The 18,708-nt window shown below is 68.6% G+C and carries 11 protein-coding genes; 7 read left to right on the plus strand and 4 right to left on the minus strand.

Going from position 1 to position 18,708, the window contains the following annotated elements; translation table 11 throughout:
• The first annotated feature begins 3 nt into the window (after positions 1-3).
• From MTBSS4_RS10130 to MTBSS4_RS10160, 7 genes are all read left to right on the plus strand, one after another.
• Positions 4-723 (plus strand): cytochrome c biogenesis CcdA family protein, encoded by a 720-nt coding sequence (locus MTBSS4_RS10130; protein WP_173983290.1) that lies wholly within the window; start codon positions 4-6, stop codon positions 721-723.
• 112 nt (positions 724-835) lie between these two features.
• Entirely contained in the window at positions 836-2,965 is a 2,130-nt protein-coding gene (locus tag MTBSS4_RS10135; RefSeq protein ID WP_173983291.1) for a tetratricopeptide repeat protein, read from the plus strand.
• A 33-nt stretch (positions 2,966-2,998) separates the two neighbouring features.
• Positions 2,999-5,062, plus strand: a complete 2,064-nt coding sequence (locus tag MTBSS4_RS10140; protein WP_173983292.1) for a tetratricopeptide repeat protein — start codon at positions 2,999-3,001, stop codon at positions 5,060-5,062.
• Positions 5,059-7,107: a glycosyltransferase family 41 protein gene (locus MTBSS4_RS10145; protein ID WP_173983293.1), complete on the plus strand. Its 2,049-nt coding sequence runs from the start codon at positions 5,059-5,061 to the stop codon at positions 7,105-7,107. Before MTBSS4_RS10140 ends, MTBSS4_RS10145 begins: the two co-directional genes overlap by 4 nt.
• 12 nt (positions 7,108-7,119) lie before the next feature.
• The gene (locus tag MTBSS4_RS10150; protein WP_173983294.1) at positions 7,120-11,160 is read left to right on the plus strand and encodes a tetratricopeptide repeat protein; all 4,041 of its coding nucleotides are present in this window, start codon (positions 7,120-7,122) and stop codon (positions 11,158-11,160) included.
• Complete coding sequence (locus MTBSS4_RS10155) at positions 11,145-12,989, plus strand: tetratricopeptide repeat protein (RefSeq protein WP_173983295.1); 1,845 nt, start codon at positions 11,145-11,147, stop codon at positions 12,987-12,989. Before MTBSS4_RS10150 ends, MTBSS4_RS10155 begins: the two co-directional genes overlap by 16 nt.
• A 3-nt stretch (positions 12,990-12,992) precedes the next feature.
• Positions 12,993-15,056 (plus strand): glycosyltransferase family 41 protein, encoded by a 2,064-nt coding sequence (locus tag MTBSS4_RS10160; protein ID WP_173983296.1) that lies wholly within the window; start codon positions 12,993-12,995, stop codon positions 15,054-15,056.
• Positions 15,057-15,183: 127 nt separating this feature from the next.
• Here the strand turns inward: MTBSS4_RS10160 and MTBSS4_RS10165 are convergent, their stop codons facing one another.
• The 4 genes from MTBSS4_RS10165 to MTBSS4_RS10180 all read right to left on the minus strand — a co-directional run.
• Complete coding sequence (locus tag MTBSS4_RS10165; RefSeq protein WP_173983297.1) at positions 15,184-15,660, minus strand: Spy/CpxP family protein refolding chaperone; 477 nt, start codon at positions 15,658-15,660, stop codon at positions 15,184-15,186.
• Between the two features lie 181 nt (positions 15,661-15,841).
• Positions 15,842-17,536: a 30S ribosomal protein S1 gene (rpsA, locus tag MTBSS4_RS10170; RefSeq protein WP_173983298.1), complete on the minus strand. Its 1,695-nt coding sequence runs from the start codon at positions 17,534-17,536 to the stop codon at positions 15,842-15,844.
• Positions 17,537-17,659: 123 nt separating this feature from the next.
• Positions 17,660-18,289: a (d)CMP kinase gene (cmk, locus tag MTBSS4_RS10175; protein WP_173983299.1), complete on the minus strand. Its 630-nt coding sequence runs from the start codon at positions 18,287-18,289 to the stop codon at positions 17,660-17,662.
• A 2-nt stretch (positions 18,290-18,291) separates the two neighbouring features.
• The coding region (locus tag MTBSS4_RS10180) for a hypothetical protein (protein ID WP_368667773.1) at positions 18,292-18,708 on the minus strand (417 nt) is incomplete at its 5' end.

Raw genomic sequence — 18,708 nt, forward strand, 5'->3', positions numbered from 1 at the left:
ATCATGGGCGCCAATCTGGCCTTCGGCTTTCTTGCCGGGTCGCTGTCGACCCTGTCGCCGTGCGTGCTGCCGCTGTTGCCGGTGTTGCTGGGCGGTGCGTTGCAGCAGCACCGGCTGGCGCCGGTGGCGCTGGCGGCCGGATTGGCGACATCGTTCACCGCCGTCGGGCTGTTTCTCGCCACCCTCGGCTTCGCCGTGGGAGTGGATGGAAGCGTCATCCGGAGCACGGCGGCCGTGGTCATGATGGCGTTCGGCGCGGTCATGCTCAGTTCCCGCCTGCAACGGGCCATGGTCGTCCTGGCCGCTCCGCTGACCGGCGGGGCCAACGGCCTGCTGGGACGGATGCCGGGCAATGGCCTGGGCGGGCAGTTCCTGTTGGGAATCCTGCTGGGGGCGGTGTGGTCGCCTTGCGCCGGCCCCACCCTGGGGGCGGCCATCGGGTTGGCCGCCCAAAGCGGCACCACCGCCCAGGCCGCCCTGATCATGCTGGTGTTCAGCCTGGGGGCGACCGCTCCCATGCTGGCCCTGGCCTATGGCTCCCGCCAGGCGGTGGCGGCGCGGCGCCACCGCCTGGCCAGTCTGGCGCGGCTAGGAAAGCCCATCATGGGAGGCGTCCTGCTGGTGATGGGGCTTCTCGTCGTCACGGGGACGGACAAAGCCATCGAGGCCGGGCTGATCGCGGTCATGCCGACATGGCTGGTCGCGGCGACGACACGATTCTGACCCGGAATCCGGCCGTCTCCGAATCCGGTTTTCCTGGCGGGCAATTCTCCCCTATGGCGGGGTGTTTCGGTTCGGCTATGATGCGCCCGGTTTGACGGGGAGACCGATCCGGGTGTCCGATATCACCATCGATCAGGCGCTGACCATGACCGGCGAGCGCCTGCTGGCCGGCGATCCGGCGGCGGCCGAAGGCCTGGCCGCCGGGGTCGTGGGATTTGCCGTTTCGCTGATTCCCCAGGGGCGCGTCGCCGATTGCGAGGCGATCTTGGAGCGTCTGCGGGCGATCCTGCCCACCAATGCCGCGACCTTGCTGTATCTGGGCGCTTGCCGCCAGGCGCGGGGCGATCACGCGGCGGCGGAGGCGCTGATCCGCCGCTCGCTGGTTCTGGCGCCGGACCGGGCCGACGGCTGGACCAATCTGGGGGTGTCGCTGCTGGCCCTGGGCGACACCGATCAGGCGGTCGACTGCTTTCGCCGCGCCATCCGCCGCGACGGCGCCAATCCCCACGCCCTCAACAATCTTGGCGCCGCCCTGCTGAAGCGGTGCGATTGGGAGGGGGCTTGCGCCGTTCTCGCCCGTCTGGTGGATCTGGCGCCGGATGTGGTCGAGGGGCGGGTCAATCTGGCCCTGGCCCTGCTGCGCACCGGCGAGTCCGGGCGCGCCGCCGCCCTGTGCGAGGCGGTGCTGGCCGCCGACGCGGCCAATGTGGACGCCCTGGTCTGTCTGGCCAATGTCCGCAAGACCCAGGGGCGGACCGCCGAGGCCACCGAGATGCTGCGCCGGGCCGTCGCCATGGGGGGCGGAACCCAGGCCGCCAACACCCTGGCGACCGTCCTGCAATCGGATGGCCGGTTGGGCGAGGCGCTGGACATCTACCGCTCGATCCTGGCGGACGAGCCGGACAATGCCGGGGTGCTGTCGAACCTGGGCAACGCCCTGGCCAATCTGGGCATGGCCGCCGAGGCGGTCGAGGCCTACCGCGCCTCACTGCGTCTGGCTCCCGACGCCAGGGTGCATGGCAACCTGCTGTTCGTGCTGCATTATCTTGCCGACGCCACCGCCGCCTCGCTGCTGGCCGAGGCGTGCCGGTGGGACGACGCGCACGGCCGGGTCCCCCGCTGCATGTACCTGAACCGGGGCGACCCCGGCCGGCGGTTGCGAATCGGCTATCTGTCGCCGGATTTCCGCCGCCACGCCGCCGGCTTTTTCCTGCTGCCCATGGTGACGGCCCACGATCCCTCGGTGGTCGAGGTGTTTTGCTACCACGATCACCCCCAGTCGGACGACCTGACCGATCTGGCCCGCCGGGGGGTCGAGCACTGGCGTTCGGTGTCCGGCCTGGATGACGGCCGTCTGGTCGGGCAGATCCAGGCAGACGGCATCGACGTCCTGGTCGAATGCGCCGGCCATTCCGCCGGCGGACGGCTGTCCGCCCTGGCCCGCAAGCCCGCTCCCGTCCAGGTGACGACCCTGCTGGGACATGGCGGCACCACCGGCATGGCCGCCGTCGACTGTATCCTGGCGGACCGGCTTCTGATCCCCGAGGGCGCCGAGGACGGCTTTTGCGAAGACGTGGCGCGTCTGCCGGTTTTCGCGCCGTTCCGGCCCGATCCGGCATGGCCGCAACCGTTTCCCCTGGCGGACGGGCCGCCGCTGCTGGCCTGCCTTGGCAATCCCGCCCGCGTCGGCGACGCGCTGATCGATCTGTGGGGGCGAATCCTCGACCGGCTGCCGGGGGCGCGGCTGCTGCTGAAGCACGGCAACCTGGCGGAAACCCAGGATGGCGGGCACTGGCGCTCGCGGTTCTCCCGCCTGGGCGGGCGGGTGATCCTGGAAGGCCTTGCCGGCGGGTGGGACGCCAACATGGACGTCTACGGCCGGATCACGGTGGCGCTGGACACCTTTCCCGCCCACGGCGCCAGTTCGACCCTGATCCCGTTGTGGATGGGGGTGCCGGTGGTCACCCTGGCCGGCGGGCATAGCGGCCAGCGGTTCGGCGTCTCGATTCTGGGGGCGGCGGGGCTGGCCGATCTGGTGGCCTCCAACCCGGAAGAATATGTGGACAAGGTGGTTGATTTGGCACAAAACCGCTTGCGGCTGGCGGCGTTGCGGACCAGCCTCCGGGACCGGCTGGCGTCGGGTCCGGCCTGCGATGCCCGAGGCTTCGCCCGGGCCGCCGAGAGCACTTACGTTTCCCTCTGGCGGCGCTGGTGCGAGACCGGCGACGGCATGGCGGACTGACATCCACCCCCAGCATCACGGACGTTTCTCACCATGCCCGGCATTCCCGAGACCCTCGCAGCTGCCATCGACCACCATAACAGTGGTCGCTTTTCCGAGGCCGAGATCCTTTATCGCCGGATTTTGGAGGAATCTCCCAATCATGCCGACAGCCTGCACCTGCTGGGGCTGATCGCCTACCAGCATGGCCGGTTCGGCAGCGCGGTGCCGTTGTACCGCCAGGCCATCGCGGTGGCCGGGGACCATTCGGTCTATCACCAGCATCTGGCCATGGCCCTTCATTCCCTGGGGCAGATGGACGAGGCCATCGCCGCCTTCCGGGCGGCGTTGTCACTGTCGCCCGACGATGCCGACATCTACAACAATCTGGCCAACCTTCTACAGGAGGTGGGGCGGCTGGACGAGGCCCTGGTCTGCCGTCAGCGCGCCCTTGCCCAGATGCCGGACAATTATCTGTTCCGCCATAATTGCGGATCGACCCTGGAACTGTTCGCCCGCTACGACGAGGCCGAGTCCTGGTATCGATCCGCCCTTGAGATCCAGCCCGACTTCACCGAGGGATACAACAGCCTGGGCGAGCTGTGCCGCAAGACCGGCCGGACCGATCAGGCGATCGCCTATTACCAGCAGGCGCTGGCGCTTCAACCCGACCACATCTCGTCTCTCAACAATCTCGGCCTTGCCTACAAGGAGAAGGGGCTGCTGCACGAGGCGGCGGCGGTGCTGAACCGGTGCATCGCCCTGGAACCCGGTTATTTCGCCGCCCAGGCCAATCTGGGAACCATCCTGCAACAGCAGGGCCGGATCGACGAGGCCATCGACCGCTTTCAGCGGGCCTTGCGGCTGAATCCCGATCATCATGTGGTTCGCAGCAACCTGATCTTCGCCCTGACCTATCAGGACACCACCACCGGCGTCAGGCTGCGTGACGAGGCGGTGGCGTGGGACCGCCGCCAGTCGGTCCTGGTTCCCGCGGAAACCAGGCCTTTCGCCAACACGCCCGATCCCGACCGGCCGCTGAGGGTGGGATTCGTCTCGGCCGACCTGCGCGATCACGCCGTCAGCTATTTCCTGCTGCCGCTGTTCCGTAATTTCGACCGTTCGGCGGTGTCGGTGCATTGCTACAATGAAGCCTTGCGCGACGACGTGGTGACCGACTGGTTCCGTTCGCTCGCCGATGGCTGGTGCGACAGCCGCGGTATTCACGACAACGCCCTGCTGGACAAAATCCGCGCCGACGGCATCGATATCCTGATCGATTGCAGCGGTCACAGCGGCGGCAACCGCCTGCGTCTGTTCAAGCGCCGTCCGGCGCCGGTGCAGATTTCGACGCCGCTTGGTCACGGCGGCACCAGCGGCGTCACCGAGATGGATTACTTCCTGAGCGACATTCACCTGACGCCGGACGGTTACGACGGCCAGTTCAGCGAGCGGCTGCTGCGGCTGCCCCGCGTCTTCGCGCCGTTCGAGCCCAAGGAGTTCTGGCCGGCGCCGGCGCCGGCCGTCCCGGAAGGAATGGTGTTCGGCTGTTTCGCCGACCCGCTGCGGGTCGGCGCCAAGGCGCTGAACCTATGGCGGCGGCTTCTGGACTCGGTCCCCGGATCGCGCCTCTTGTTCAAGAACAAGGCCTATGACCATCAGGTGATGGAGCGCCACTGGCGCGGCCGTTTCTCGGTGCTGGGTGACCGGATCGACTTCGAGGGACTGCCCGGCTACTGGGCCAGCAACATGGATGTCTACGGCAAGGTCCGGGTGATGCTGGATTCCTGCCCATCCACCGGGGCGACCTCGACTCTCATTCCCATGTGGATGGGGGTGCCGGTCATGTCGCTGGCGGGGACCCACGTCATGGAACGGTTCGGCGCGCCGTTCCTGCGCAATGCCGGCCTCGGCGACCTGGTGGCCGACGGCGAGGACGCCTATCTGGCCACCGCCGCCGCCCTGATCCGGGACGAGACGCGGCTGGCCTTCCTGCGCGCCGGACTGCGTCGGACCATGGCCGATTCGGCCCTGCTGGACGGGTCGGGCATCGCCCGCGACTGGGAGGCGGCGCTGCGGCAGGTCTGGCGGGAATGGTGCGTCGAGGGGGCGCGATGACCGACGATGTCGGGCAATTGTTCCAGGCCGCCCTGACCCATCAGGCGGCGGGCCGCACCCGCGATGCCGAGATCGCGCTGGGAAGCATCCTGGCGGTCGAGCCCGGCCATGCCGAGGCCATCCACATGCTGGGCCTGCTGGCCTTCCTGCGCGGCGATTACGCCGTGGCCGCCCGACTGATGCGGCATTCCATCGCCCTGGCGGTCCAACCTCCCACTCATTTCTGGTCCAATCTGGGCGAGACCTGCCGCCGGATCGGGCTGATGGACGAAGCGCTGGAATGCTGCCGCAAAGCGGTGGCCACCGATCCCGATAACGCCTCGGCCCACCTCAATCTCGGACTGACGCTGCGGGGAAGCGGCGATCCCGCCGCCGCCGCCGCCGCGTTCCAGGACGCCATCCGCTGCAATCCGGGACTGTGGCGCGCCCACACGTCGCGGGCCTCGGCCCTGGCGGCGGCCGGCCGGACCGACGAGGGAATCCGCTGCCTGGACGCCGCCTCCGCCCTGCTGGGCGACGATCCCGACCGCCTGTCCACCGCCGCCGGGACCTGGGTGGAACTGGGGCGGCCGACCGAGGCGGTCGAGTGCTATCGCCGCGCCCTGGCGATCCGGCCCGGCGACGCCGAGATTCTCAACAGCCTGGGCGTGCTTTTCGACCGGGCCGGGCGCAAGATGGCCGCCATCGAGGTCTATGGCAAGGCCATCGCCGCCGCGCCCGGCCTGGGCCATCTCTACAGCAACCTGGGCAATGTGCTGCGCGACATCGGCAACTGGCCCGAGGCGCTGGCCCATTACCGCCGCGCCCTCGAACTGCGGCCCGACCTGTTCGTCACCCAGTCGAACATTCTGTTCACCCGCCTGTTCGATCCCGCCGCCACCGGCGCCGACCTCCTGGCGGAGGCCCGCTCGTGGGAGGCGGGCAGGGGAACCCCCGCCGTCCGCCCGCCGCCCGCCTCCGGCCCCGACAGGCGGTTGCGGGTGGGGTATGTCTCGCCCGACTTCAAGGAACACGCGGTCACCTTCTTCGTCGAACCGCTGCTGCGCGCCCATGATCGCCGGCGGGTCGAGGTGTTCTGCTACTCCGACACCCTGCGTCCGGACGATACCACCAAAAGGCTGCGCGCCCTGGCTGACGGTTGGCGCGACACCCTGGGAGTCGACGATGCCCGCCTCGCCGAGATGATCCGCGCCGACGGCATCGACGTCCTGGTGGATCTGGCGGGGCATACCGCCGGCAACCGCCTGCTGGCCATGGCCGGCCGGCCGGCGCCGGTGCAGGTGTCGTTCATCCTGGGGTATGGCGGCACCACCGGCCTGTCATGGATGGACGCCATCGTCACCGATGCCGTGCTGACTCCCCCCGGCTTCGAAAGCCATTTCAGCGAGAAGGTGATCCGGCTGCCGGGAGTGTTCGCCGCCTTCCAGCCCAGGGAAAGCTGGCCCGAGGTGTTTCCGCTGCCCGATGGCCCGCCGCTGCTGGGCTGCTTCACCGACCCGGCACGGGTGGACGGCGGACAGGTGGAGTTGTGGCGCCGGGTATTGGAAGCCATGCCGGACGCCCGCATATTGTTCAAGCATGCCTCCTACGATTCCCCCGACATGGCCGGGCATTGGCGCCGCCTGTTCGGAAAGGTGGCCGACCGGGCCATCTTCGAAGGCGTTCCGGGCGGCTGGGGCGCCAACATGGATGTCTACGGCCGGGTCACCGTCATGCTGGATTCGTGGCCGGCCAGCAGCGCCAGCGCCAGCGTGATCATGCTGTGGATGGGGCTGCCGGTGGTCACCCTGGCCGGCGGTCACGCCAACCAGCGTTTCACCGCCTCGATCCTGACCGCCGCTGGTCTGTCCGATCTGGCCGCCATCGATGGCGACGGCTATGTCAGGCTGATCACCACCCTGGCCGGCGACCGCCGACGGCTGGCCGACCTGCGCGCCACCCTGCGCGACCGGGTGCGCAACTCGCCGCTGACCGATGCCGAGGCCTACGCCCGTGGTGTCGAGGCCGCCTATCGCGCCCTGTGGCGCGACGCCTGCGGGGCTTGAGAGGGGGAGCGCATGACCGAAGTGACCGTCACCGTCGATCAGGCCTTCCAGCATGGCGTCGACCTGCATCGCCGGGGGGCGATGCCGGAGGCGGAGGCCGTCTATCGCCAGATTCTCGCCGTCGCTCCCGACCATCTGGACAGCTTGCACATGCTGGGCCTGCTGGCCCATCAGTCCGGCCGGAGCGAGCAGGGGGTCGGGCTGATCCGCCAGTCGCTGGCGGTGGGTGAAAGCGGCGCCCAGTGGTGCAACCTGAGCGTCGCCCTGCTGGCGCTGGGGCGGCTGGACGAGGCCATGCGGGCGGCCGAGCGCGCCCTGGCCCTGTCGCCGGACCTGAGCGAGCCCTGCGTCAACATGGGAACCGTGCTGGAGAGGCTGGGCCGTCCCCTGGAGGCGGCGCCGTGGTTCGCCCTCGCCCTGGAGCGTGGCGGCAATCCGGCCGAACTGCTGGGCCGCCAGGGCATGGCGCTGGAGGAGGCGGGCCGCCATGCCGAAGCCTTGGCAAAACTGGACGAGGCGGCGGCGGCGGGGCTCGACACCGCGTCGCTTCACTATGGCCGCGGCCGCGCCCTGCACGAGACGCGGCGCTATGGCGAGGCGATTCCGGCCTATCTCCGGGCGGTGGAACTCGATCCCCGCCACGCCAGCGCGGTAATGAATCTTGGGCTGGTCCACCAGGAACTGAAGCAGACCGATCAGGCGGTGGCGCGGCTGCGCCAGGCTCTCGACCTGGCGCCGGGAAACTATATCGTCCTTTACAACCTGGGGCGTCTGTACAAGATGATCGGCCGCATCACCGACGCCATCGAGGCGGCCCGGGGCGCCATCGCCAGCCGGCCCGATTTCGCCAAGTCCTATCTGCAACTGGGCAATGCCTATCATGCCGGCGGCCAGCTCGGTCCGGCGCTGGAGGCGTTCCGCAAGGCCCACGCCCTGGATGCGGGCGATTCGATCATCCACGACAATCTGCTCGCCGCCCTCGGCTGCGACGCCACCACCACCGGCGAGACGCTGCTGGCCGAGTATCGGCGATGGAACGCCGCCCACATGGCCGGCATTCCCCGCCTGTCCCACGCCAATGACCCCGACCCCGACCGCCGGCTGCGCATCGGTTACGTCTCGCCCGATTTCCGCAACCACGCTGTCGCCTATTTCGTCGAACCATTGCTGGCGGCCCGCGACCGCGCCGCCTTCGAGGTTTTCTGCTATTCCATGGTCGAGCAGGAGGACGCCGTCACCGGACGGTTCAAGGTCCTGGCCGACCACTGGCGCGATATCCTCCACATGGGGGACGGCGAGGCGGCGGCGCTGATTCAGGCGGATGGCATCGATATCCTGGTCGATCTGGTCGGTCATACCGTCGGCAAGCGGATGGGGGTGTTCGCCCGCAAGCCGGCCCCGGTGCAGGTGGCGACCCTGATCGGCCACGACGGGACCACTGGAATGGACGTATTCGACGCCATGTTCGGCGATCCCTGGTTGACGCCGCCCGGCTACGAGGCACTGTTCGCCGAGCCGCTGGTCCGGCTGCCCCGGGTGATCGCCCCGTTCCGGCCGCGCGACGACTGGCCCGACGTGTTTCCCCTGCCCGCCGAGGGGCAGCCGCCGGTTCTGGGATGCTTCGCCGAGCCCAGCCGCATCGGGGACGTGGCGCTGGATCTGTGGAAAATCCTCCTCGACCGGCTGCCGGGGGCGAGACTGCTGTTCAAGCATCCGGCCTTCGGCGTTCCGGACCGGGCCGGCTACTGGCGGCAACGGTTCGGGCGATGGTTCGGCGACCGCTTCGACATGGAGGACGTCAACGGCGGCTGGAGCGCCCATATGGGCGTCTACGGCCGGGTGACGGTCATGCTGGACACCTATCCCCTGACCGGGGCGACCTCCACCCTGATTCCCCTGTGGATGGGGGTGCCCGTGGTCAGTCTGGCGGGAACCTATCCCGGCCGGCGCTATGGCGCCACCATGCTGAACAATGCCGGCGCTCCCGAACTGGTGGCGGAAAATCCCGAATCCTTTATCGCCCTGGTGATGGCGTTGGTTGGGGATCGCGACCGCCTGGACCGCTATCGCCGGACCATGCGCGCCACCATGAAGGCCAGTCCGATCCTGGACGCGGGCGGGGTCGCCGCCGAGACCGGGCAGGCCTGTCGCCGGTTGTGGCGGGCCTGGTGCGAGGGGCAAGGTGGTGGGAATGTCTCCGTCACGCCGGCGCCTGCGGCCGAACCCGATCCCCTCGACGCGGAGGGCTGGACCCGGCGCGGCGCCGCGCTGCGCGGCACCCGTCCCGCCGAGGCGCTGGCCTGCCTGGGGCGGGCGGTGGCGGCGGCTCCGTTCAATCCGGTTTCACACAGCAATCTCGCCATCATCCTGATGGGGCTGGGGCGGGTCGGCGACGCCATTGCCGCCCTTGGAACCGCCCTCGCCCTGGAGCCCGATCATCCGGAGGCCCTGGTCAATCTGGCAAGCGCCCTCGACATGTCCAATACGTCCCAGGACCCGGAGCTTGCCCGGCGCTGCATCGACCTCTACCGGGCGGCCGAGCCCGGCTATTCGGACAAGGCCGGCCTTCAATTCAACCTGGCCAATATCCACAAGCGTCTCGGCCAGATCGAGGAGGCGCGGGAATGCTGCCGCCGCATCGAGGCGATGCAGGGACCGTGCGGTGCCAGCGTGCGGCGCCTGCTGCTGGCGCCCAGGGTGTACGAGTCGACCGAGGCCATGGCCGGGTATCGCCGCGAGCTGGAGGCGGGGCTGGACCGGTTGCAGGCCGGCGGCCTGATTCTGACCGACCCGTTGCGCATGGTGGGGGAGACCGGATTTGGCCTTGCCTATCATAACCTGAACGATTGCGGCGTTCAGCGCCGCCTCGCCGAGTTCTATCGCGCCACCGTGCCGGGGCTGGATTACGTGGCGCCCCATTGCCGCGATCCCAGGCCCCGCACCGGTCGGATTCGCCTGGGCATCGTCGGGTCGTACCGTCACAACCGGACCCTGGACCACCTCAATGCCGGGCTGATCGGGCGGCTGTCGCGCGATCGTTTCGATATAGTCTTCCTGCGTCCCGGCGGCGTCGCCGACGGCGAATCGGACGCCATGGACAGTCTGGTGGATCGGGTGGTTCCCCTGGTCGACGACCTGGACGGCGCCCGCCGGGCCATCGCCGAACTGGAACTGGACGTATTGTTCTATTTCGAGATCGGCATGGTGTCGTTGACCTATTTCCTGGCGTTCTCCCGGCTGGCGCCTGTCCAGTGCGTCACCTGGGGCCATCCCGACACCACCGGCATTCCCGCCATGGATTACTTCCTGTCGTCCCACCTGCTGGAACCCGACGATGGCGACGAGCACTATACCGAGACGCTGATCCGGCTGGGACACCTGCCCACCTGCTATCCCCGCCCCCCGGTGGAGGAGGTGGTGGCCGATCGTTCGCGGCTGGGGGTGCCGGAAGGGGCGCATCTTTACGTGTGCCCGCAGAACCTGATGAAGTTCCATCCGGATTTCGACGACGTCCTGGGACGCATTCTGACCGAGGACCCCGACGGCCGGTTGCTGATCACCACTTCCGCCATGGTGGCGTGGGAGCCGGCGTTGCGCCGGCGCATCGCGGCGCGGTTCCCCCATGTGGCGGACCGCATCGTCTTCCTGCCGCAGATGTCGCGGCTGGAGTTCATGTCCCTGCTGGCGGCGTGCGACGTCAACCTGGACCCCTTCCACTTCAGCGGCGGCAATTCCACCCACGAGGCGCTGGCCCTAGGCTCGCCGGTGGTGACCTGGCCCGGCGCCTTCATGCGCGGGCGGGTTTCGCTGGCCCTGTATCGCCGCATGGGGCTGATGGATCTGGTTTGCGCCGACCCTGACGATTACGTCGCCAAGGCGCTGCGTCTGGCGCGGGACCCCGAATGGCGCTCGTCCCTGCGGGCCGCCATCCGCGAGCGTTCGGCGATTCTGTTCGACGACGCGGCCATGGTGGCCGAGTTCGAGGATTTTATGGAAGCGGCGCTGACGGCGGCGGCGCGGGGCGAGAAGGTGACGCGATGGCCGATGACCTGACCCTGGGCGATGTCCTGGCACTGCACCGGGCCGGCCGGCTGGACGAGGCCGAGCGCGGCTATCGCGCCTTGCAGGCCCTGCGGCCGTCCGACCCCGATCTTTCCCACCTGCTGGGCTTCCTGCTCTATCAGCGCGGAAACGGCGCCACCGGTCTGGCGATGATCGAGCGGGCCTTGATGATGGCGCCGGGCGTTCCCCTGTACCATGCCAACCGGGGCGAGGTCTTGCTGGCGATGGGCCGGTTGCTGGAGGCCGAGCCCGCCTTCCGCCGGGCGCTGGAACTCAACCCCGATTTCCTGCCGGCACGGACCACCCTCAGCAAGATGCTGATCGAGGCCGGCCGGCCAGACGAGGCGCTGGAGGTTTCCATTCCTCCTCGGGGCGACGACGGGGTGGGGGGCAAGCTGCTGGTCAATCGCGGCATCGCCCTGTCGGCCCTGGGGCGCAAGCTGGAGGCCCATGCCGTGCTGTCGCGCGCCCTGGCCCTGGACCCGACCCTGGCCGCCGCCCATGGCAATTTCGGCAACGTGCTGCGCGACCTGGGGGACTGGACGGCGGCGCTGGGCCATTATCGCCGGGCGCTGGAACTGGAGCCGGACCTGTTCATCGTCCACAGCAACATCATGTTCACCCGTCTGCTCGATCCCGCCGCCACCGGCCCCGACCTGCTGGCCGAGGGCCGCGCCTGGGAGGCCCGGAACGGAACGCCGCCGCCGACGGCGCGTCCGGCCTCGGACCCCGGGCGGCGTCTGCGGGTGGGCTATGTCTCGCCGGACTTTCGCGAGCACGCCGTCTCCTATTTCGCCGAACCGCTGCTGGCCGCCCATGACCGCGCCCGGGTGGAGGTGTTCTGCTACGCCAACGTGGCGCGGCCGGATTCCACCACCGCACGACTGCGCGGGCTGGCCGACGTCTGGCGCGATGTCTCGACCCTGGACGACGAGGCTTTTGCCGGTCGGGTTCGCGGCGACGGCATCGACATCTTGGTGGATCTGGCCGGTCACACCGCCGGCAACCGCCTGCGGGCCATGGCGGAACGTCCGGCGCCGGTCCAGGTATCGCTGGCGCTGGCTTATGGCGGCACCACCGGCCTGTCGTGGGTCGACTATATCTTGACGGATTCCGTGCTGACCCCGCCCGGTTTCGAAAGCCATTTCAGCGAGACGGTGGTGCGCTTGGCCGGCGGGTTCGGCGCCTTCCGGCCGAGGGACGACTGGCCCGGAGTGTCCGCTCCGCCGGATGGTCCGCCGCTGCTGGGCTGCTTCACCGATCCCGCCCGTATCGACGCCAGCCAGGTGGATCTGTGGTGCCGGGTGCTGAACCGGGTGCCCGATGCCCGCATCCTGTTCAAGCATCCCGCCTATGATGTCCCGGATATGACGGAATACTGGCGGCGGCGGCTGGGGGCGGTGGCCGGCCGGGCCATCTTCGAAGGCGTTCCGGGCGGCTGGGGCGCCAACATGGACGTCTATGGCCGGGTCTGCGTCATGCTGGATTCGTGGCCGGCCAGCGGAACCAGTTCATCGCTGATCATGCTGTGGATGGGGGTGCCGGTGGTCACCCTGGCCGGCCGCCACGCCAACCAGCGGTTGACCGCCGCGATTCTTGCCGCCATCGGACTCGACGATCTGGCGGCGACCGATGGCGACGGCTACGTGGCGTTGCTGTGCGGGCTGCTCGGCGATCGCGGCCGTCTGGCGGCGTTGCGCGCGGATATGCGCCGGCGCCTGAAGGGTTCGCCGCTGCTGGATGCGACGGCCCATGCCCGGGCGGTCGAGGAGGCCTATGGCGCCATGTGGGCCGATGCCTGCCGCCGGAAGGGGGACTGAGGGGTGAGCCGGCTGGAACAATGGCTGATCGAGGCGGCCACTGCCCTCGTTCCCGGCGGAATCGAGCCGCCGCCGGCCGGTTCCGGCGACGCCGCCGCCTGGATACGCCGTGGCATCGCCCTGCTGATGGCTGGGCGGAACCAGGAGGCCCTGGCCGCCCTTGACCACGCCATGGCCCTTACCGAATCCGAACCGGTGGGGTGGCTGGCCCTGACGGTGGCGCGGCTGCGCGGTGGCGACTGGCGCGGGGCGGCCTCGGCGGCGTGGTTCGCGGTCCGCCTGATTCCGGACGATCCTGATCTGGCGGCGGCGGCGTCCGAGGTATTCGGCGGGGTGCGTATGGTGGGGCAGTCGCTGGCGGCGGCGGGACGCTACGCCGAGGCCGACGACATGTTCGATCACCTGCTGCTGCTCAATCCCAGGGACTGGGGGGCGTTGCACGACCAGGGCGTTGCGGCCTACCGGCGCGGAGCCTTCGACGTGGCGGCGGATCTGCTGCGGCGGGTGGTGGCGGAGAGCGAGACCCCGGTGGCCCTGTGCAATCTGGGCGCCGCCCTGTCGGATCAGGGGCTGGCGGCCGAGGCGCTGACGGTCTATCGCCGCTGCATCGCCGCCTTTCCCGGCCATGCGCCGGCCTATTACAACGCCGGATGCTCGCTGGCGGTTTCGGGGCGGCTGGCCGAGGCCGAGGCCATGCACCGCAAGGCCATCGCCATCCGCCCGGATTATGCGGACGCCTTCAACAATCTCGGCAATCTCCAGGCCGATCTCGGCCGCATGCCCGAGGCGGTGGAAAGCTTCCGGACCGCGGTGAGGTTCAAGCCCGACAACGTGCTGGCCCACAGCAATCTTCTCTACAACATGTATTACCTGCCCGAGGTCACCGGTCCGCAACTGGCGACCGAGGCGCGCCGATGGGGCGAGACCAGCGGCGCGCTGGGCCGGCCCGGGGTGATCCATGACAACGACCGCGACCCCGGGCGCCGGCTTCGGATCGGATATCTGTCGCCGGATTTCCGCGATCATGCCGCCTCCTACTTCATGGAACCGGTTCTGGAACATCACGACCGCGACGCCTTCGAGGTCACCTGCTATTCGCTCAACAAGATCAATGATCACGTCACCGAGCGCATGAGGGCGAACGGCCATGGCTGGCGCGACGTCGCCCGGCTGTCGGATCAGGCCCTGGCGGACCTGATCCGCGGCGACGGCATCGACATCCTGGTGGATTGCGCCGGCCATACCCACGGCAACCGGCTGGCCATGTTCGCGCTGGAACCGGCCCCGATCCAGGTCGGCAACCACCTTGGCATGGCCGGAACCCTGGGGGTGCCGGCGATTCGCCATTTCGTCACCGACCGCCATATCGCGCCCGAAGGCACCGACGACCACTTCACCGAGACGGTGGTGCGGCTGCCCAACGCCTTCATGCCGTTCCGCCCCCGCGAGGACTGGCCCGAGGTGTCGCCGCGACAGCCGGGGCCGCCGCTCTTCGCCTTCTTCGCCGATCCGCTGCGCCTGTCGCCCATGCTGGTCGGGATGTTGCGGCGGATTCTCGACGGGGTTCCCGGCGCCCGGCTGCTGCTCAAGAATTCCCGCTACGGCAACCCCCAGACGGTGCGCCACTATCGCCAGATGCTGGCCCCGCTGGGAGATCGCTTCGATTTCGAGACCATCGAGGGCGGCTGGGCGCGGCAATGGCCGGTCTATGGCCGCATCTCGGTGATGCTGGACGGTTTTCCGGTGACCGGAGCCACCTCCACCGTCATTCCGCTGTGGATGGGAGTGCCGGTGATCAGCCTGGGCGGAACCCACCCCGGCCAGCGCTTCGGCGTCTCGATGCTGACCAATGCCGGGGTTCCCGAACTGATTGCCGCGACGCCGGATCAATACGTGGACATGGCCGTCGATCTGGCTTGCGACGGTGACCGGCTAGAGCGCTATCGCGCCACCTTGCGCGCCACCCTGGCCGCCAGCCCGCTGCTGGATTGCCGGGGCGGAACCCGCGATCTCGAACAGGCCTTTCGCGGCCTGTGGCGGCGATGGTGCCGGGGGGAGGGGGGGTAATGCCGGCCAAACCTCCGAACCGATCCGGCGGTGCTTGCCGTCGCGGCGCCGAGTGGTCCGGGCCAGGCATGACAAGGCCCCCCGGGGCCAGATTCCGGGGGGCGGGCGTCAAGGGGGGATGATCGGATCAATGCCCCATGTGGTGGCGGCCGTGACGGCCCCCCATCAGGGAATCGGCGATCTTGCGCTGTTCCGGGGTCAAGATGTCGTAGAACCCGGTCATGGCGGGAATCACCGTGCGCATGGTCTCCACCCGGACCTCCATCATCTTCTGCATCTGCGCCATGCGGGCGGGCATGGTCGTGGCCGGCGGCTGGGCGGCCAGTTCGGCGCAGACCTTTTTCATGGGTTCGTGAGCGGCCTTCATGGTTTCCTTCAGCTTGGCGAGCGCCTCCTTCTGGGCTTCGCCCAGGCCAAGCCTGACCTCGGCGTAGGCCGCCTTGGCCGCCATCCTGGCATCCATGTCCGTGCACATGTGGTGGCCCATGGGGCTGCCGCCGCCCATGGGGCCGGCCATCATTGGATTGGCGCGGGCGATGCCGACGCCGCCGGCCACGGCCAGGACGATGGCGACGGCGGCGGTGTAACGGGGAAAGGACTTCATGGTGTCACCTCGAATGGGGAGAACTGATGACACCTTGTATAGACAAGCCGTGTAACCGGACTGTGCCCATCACGGTAACAGCCGGTAACAGCCCAATCCCCGGGGCTGGACGCGGGGAATGAAAAAGGCCCGCGCTCTTTCGGGCGCGGGCCTTTCCCAACAGCGGATCAGGCGGGAAGGATTACTTCTCTTCCTGAGCCTTGCGCATGGCGGCGCCCAGGATGTCGCCCAGGCTGGCGCCCGAATCGGACGAACCGTAATCGGCCATCGCCTGCTTTTCTTCCTCGACCTCGCGGGCCTTGATCGACAGGGTGATCTTGCGCGAGCTCTTTTCCACGGTGGTCACCTTGGCGTCGATCTTCTCGCCGACGGCGAAACGCTCGGGGCGCTGCTCGGAACGCTCGCGGGACAGTTCGCCCTTGCGGATGAAGCCGGACAGGCCGTCGACGGCGACTTCCAGGCCGTTCTCGGTGACCTGGGTGACGGTACAGGTGACCACGTCGCCCTTCTTGATGGAGGACAGCGCGTTCTGGAACGGATCATCCGACAGCTGCTTGATGCCGAGGCTGATGCGCTCCTTCTCGATGTCGACGTCGAGCACCTTGGCCTTGACCACGTCGCCCTTCTTGAAGTCCTGAATGGCGGCCTCGCCGGACTTCTCCCAATCGAGGTCGGACATGTGGACCATGCCGTCGATGTCGCCGGGCAGGCCGATGAACAGGCCGAACTCGGTGATGTTCTTGATCTCGCCCTCGACCAGGGTGCCCTGGGGGAAGCGCTCCAGGAAGCCTTCCCACGGGTTGTTCATGGTCTGCTTGAGGCCGAGCGAGATACGGCGCTTCTGCGGGTCCACGTCCAGCACCATGACCTCGACCTCCTGGGAGGTGGAGACGATCTTGCCGGGATGGACGTTCTTCTTGGTCCAGCTCATCTCGGAGACGTGGACCAGACCCTCGACACCGGGCTCCAGCTCGACGAACGCGCCGTAATCGGTGATGTTGGTGACGCGGCCGGTGAACTTGGCGTTGACCGGGTACTTGGCCTCGACGCCCTCCCACGGATCGGCGTCCAGCTGCTTGATGCCCAGGCTGATGCGCTGGGTCTCGGAGTTGAAGCGGATGACCTGGACCTTGACGGTCTGGCCGATATGCAGGGCCTCGGACGGGTGGTTGATGCGCTTCCAGGCGATGTCGGTGACATGCAGCAGGCCATCGACGCCGCCCAGGTCAACGAACGCGCCGTAATCGGTGATGTTCTTGACCACGCCTTCCAGGATCTGGCCTTCCTTCAGGTTCTCGATCAGCTCGGAACGCTGCTCGGCGCGGGTCTCTTCCAGCACGGCGCGCCGCGACACCACGATGTTGCCGCGCGAGCGGTCCATCTTCAGGATCTGGAACGGCTGCGGGGTGCCCAGCAGCGGGGTGATGTCGCGCACGGGACGGATGTCGACCTGGCTGCCCGGCAGGAACGCCACGGCGCCCGACAGGTCGACGGTGAAGCCGCCCTTGACGCGGCCGAAGATGACGCCGTTGACGCGCTGCTGCGCCTCGAACGACTTTTCCAGCAGGGTCCAGGCTTCCTCGCGCTTGGCCTTCTCGCGCGACAGCACGACTTCGCCGTTGCGATCCTCGTAGCGCTCGATGAAGACGTCGACGCGGTCGCCGGCCTTGATGTCGGCATTGCGGCCGGCGGTGGCGAATTCCTTCAGGGGGACGCGGCCCTCGGACTTGAGGCCGACGTCGATGACGGCGCAGTCGCCATCGATCTCGACGATCAGGCCGGTGATCACCTGGCCTTCGAACGAGCCGCCAACACCCAGGGTCTCGTCCAGCAGGGCGGCGAAATCGTCGGCCTGCGCAAGTGCGGAATTGGTCATAAGCAAGAGTTCCTTTCAGTCGTGTCTTTCTGGCCGGCCGGTTGTTTCCGGCGGTCTTAGCCAATAAGAAAGCCACCGCCTGGGGCTGTCCCTGGCGGTGTCCGGTGGTAGTGGTCTTCCGCGCTATCGTCCGGAACGGACCAGATCAAGGGCCGCGGCGAAAGCCTGTTCGGCGTCGAGATCGGAGGTGTCCAGGACGACGGCGTCCTCGGCGGGAACCAGCGGGGCGACGGACCGGTTGCGGTCGCGCTCGTCACGCTCCTTCATGTCGGCGAGGACGGTGCTGTGTATAGCCTCCAGCCCCTTGTCCTGCAACTCTTTCAGGCGGCGCAGCGCTCTTTTTTCCAGCGAGGCCGTGACGAACAGCTTCACTCCGGCCTCGGGGCAGACCACGGTGCCGATGTCGCGGCCATCCAGCACCGCCCCCCGGCCGCCCGGCGGCTGGCGGGCGAAGCGGCGCTGGAAATCCAGTAGGGCGGCGCGGACCTCGGGAATCGCCGCGACCTTGGAGGCGGCCTGGGCGGCGGCGTCCTCGCGCAGGTCCGGCGCTTCCAGGTCGGCGGGGGCAAGGGCGCGGGCGGTCTCCCCCGCCTGGGCGGAATCGGCGGGATCAAGGCCGGCGCGGACCAGCTTCATTCCCACCGCCCGGTAGATCAGGCCGGTGTCCAGGTAATCGAAATCCAGTTCGGCGGCCAGGCGCCGCGCCAGGGTTCCCTTGCCGGCCGCCGCCGGCCCGTCGATGGCGATGATCATGCTCAGTGATCCGAACCGTGCAGAATCTGGTCGGCGATGCCGGTTTCATAGGCCAGCCCTTCCGGCGTCAGGGAGACCACCATGGGAAAGGTTCCGCGAATCAGTCCTTTGCGTTCCAGGGCGGTCCACACCGCCGGAATCGCGAGTCCGGTGGCGTCCCGGGAGGCAACCACCTTGGCCCCCACATGGAAGTGGTTGCCGTGGGGGCGCGGCAAATGCGACAGGAACACCTCGCCGCTGTCCAGGCGGGTGCTGCTTTCCGGATGGCGCGCCAGTTCCTGGAACAGCGCCAGGGTCTTCAGTTGCAGGGCGTTGAGCTTGAGGGAATTGGTCCTGGGGGGCATGCTTGGCTGTCCGTGATCGTCGGGGCCGGCATCATGGCACCGCCCGGTGGCGGAATCCAGAACCCAGCGGCGGGG

The organism is Magnetospirillum sp. SS-4, assembly GCF_902729425.1.
GTDB lineage: Bacteria > Pseudomonadota > Alphaproteobacteria > Rhodospirillales > Magnetospirillaceae > Phaeospirillum.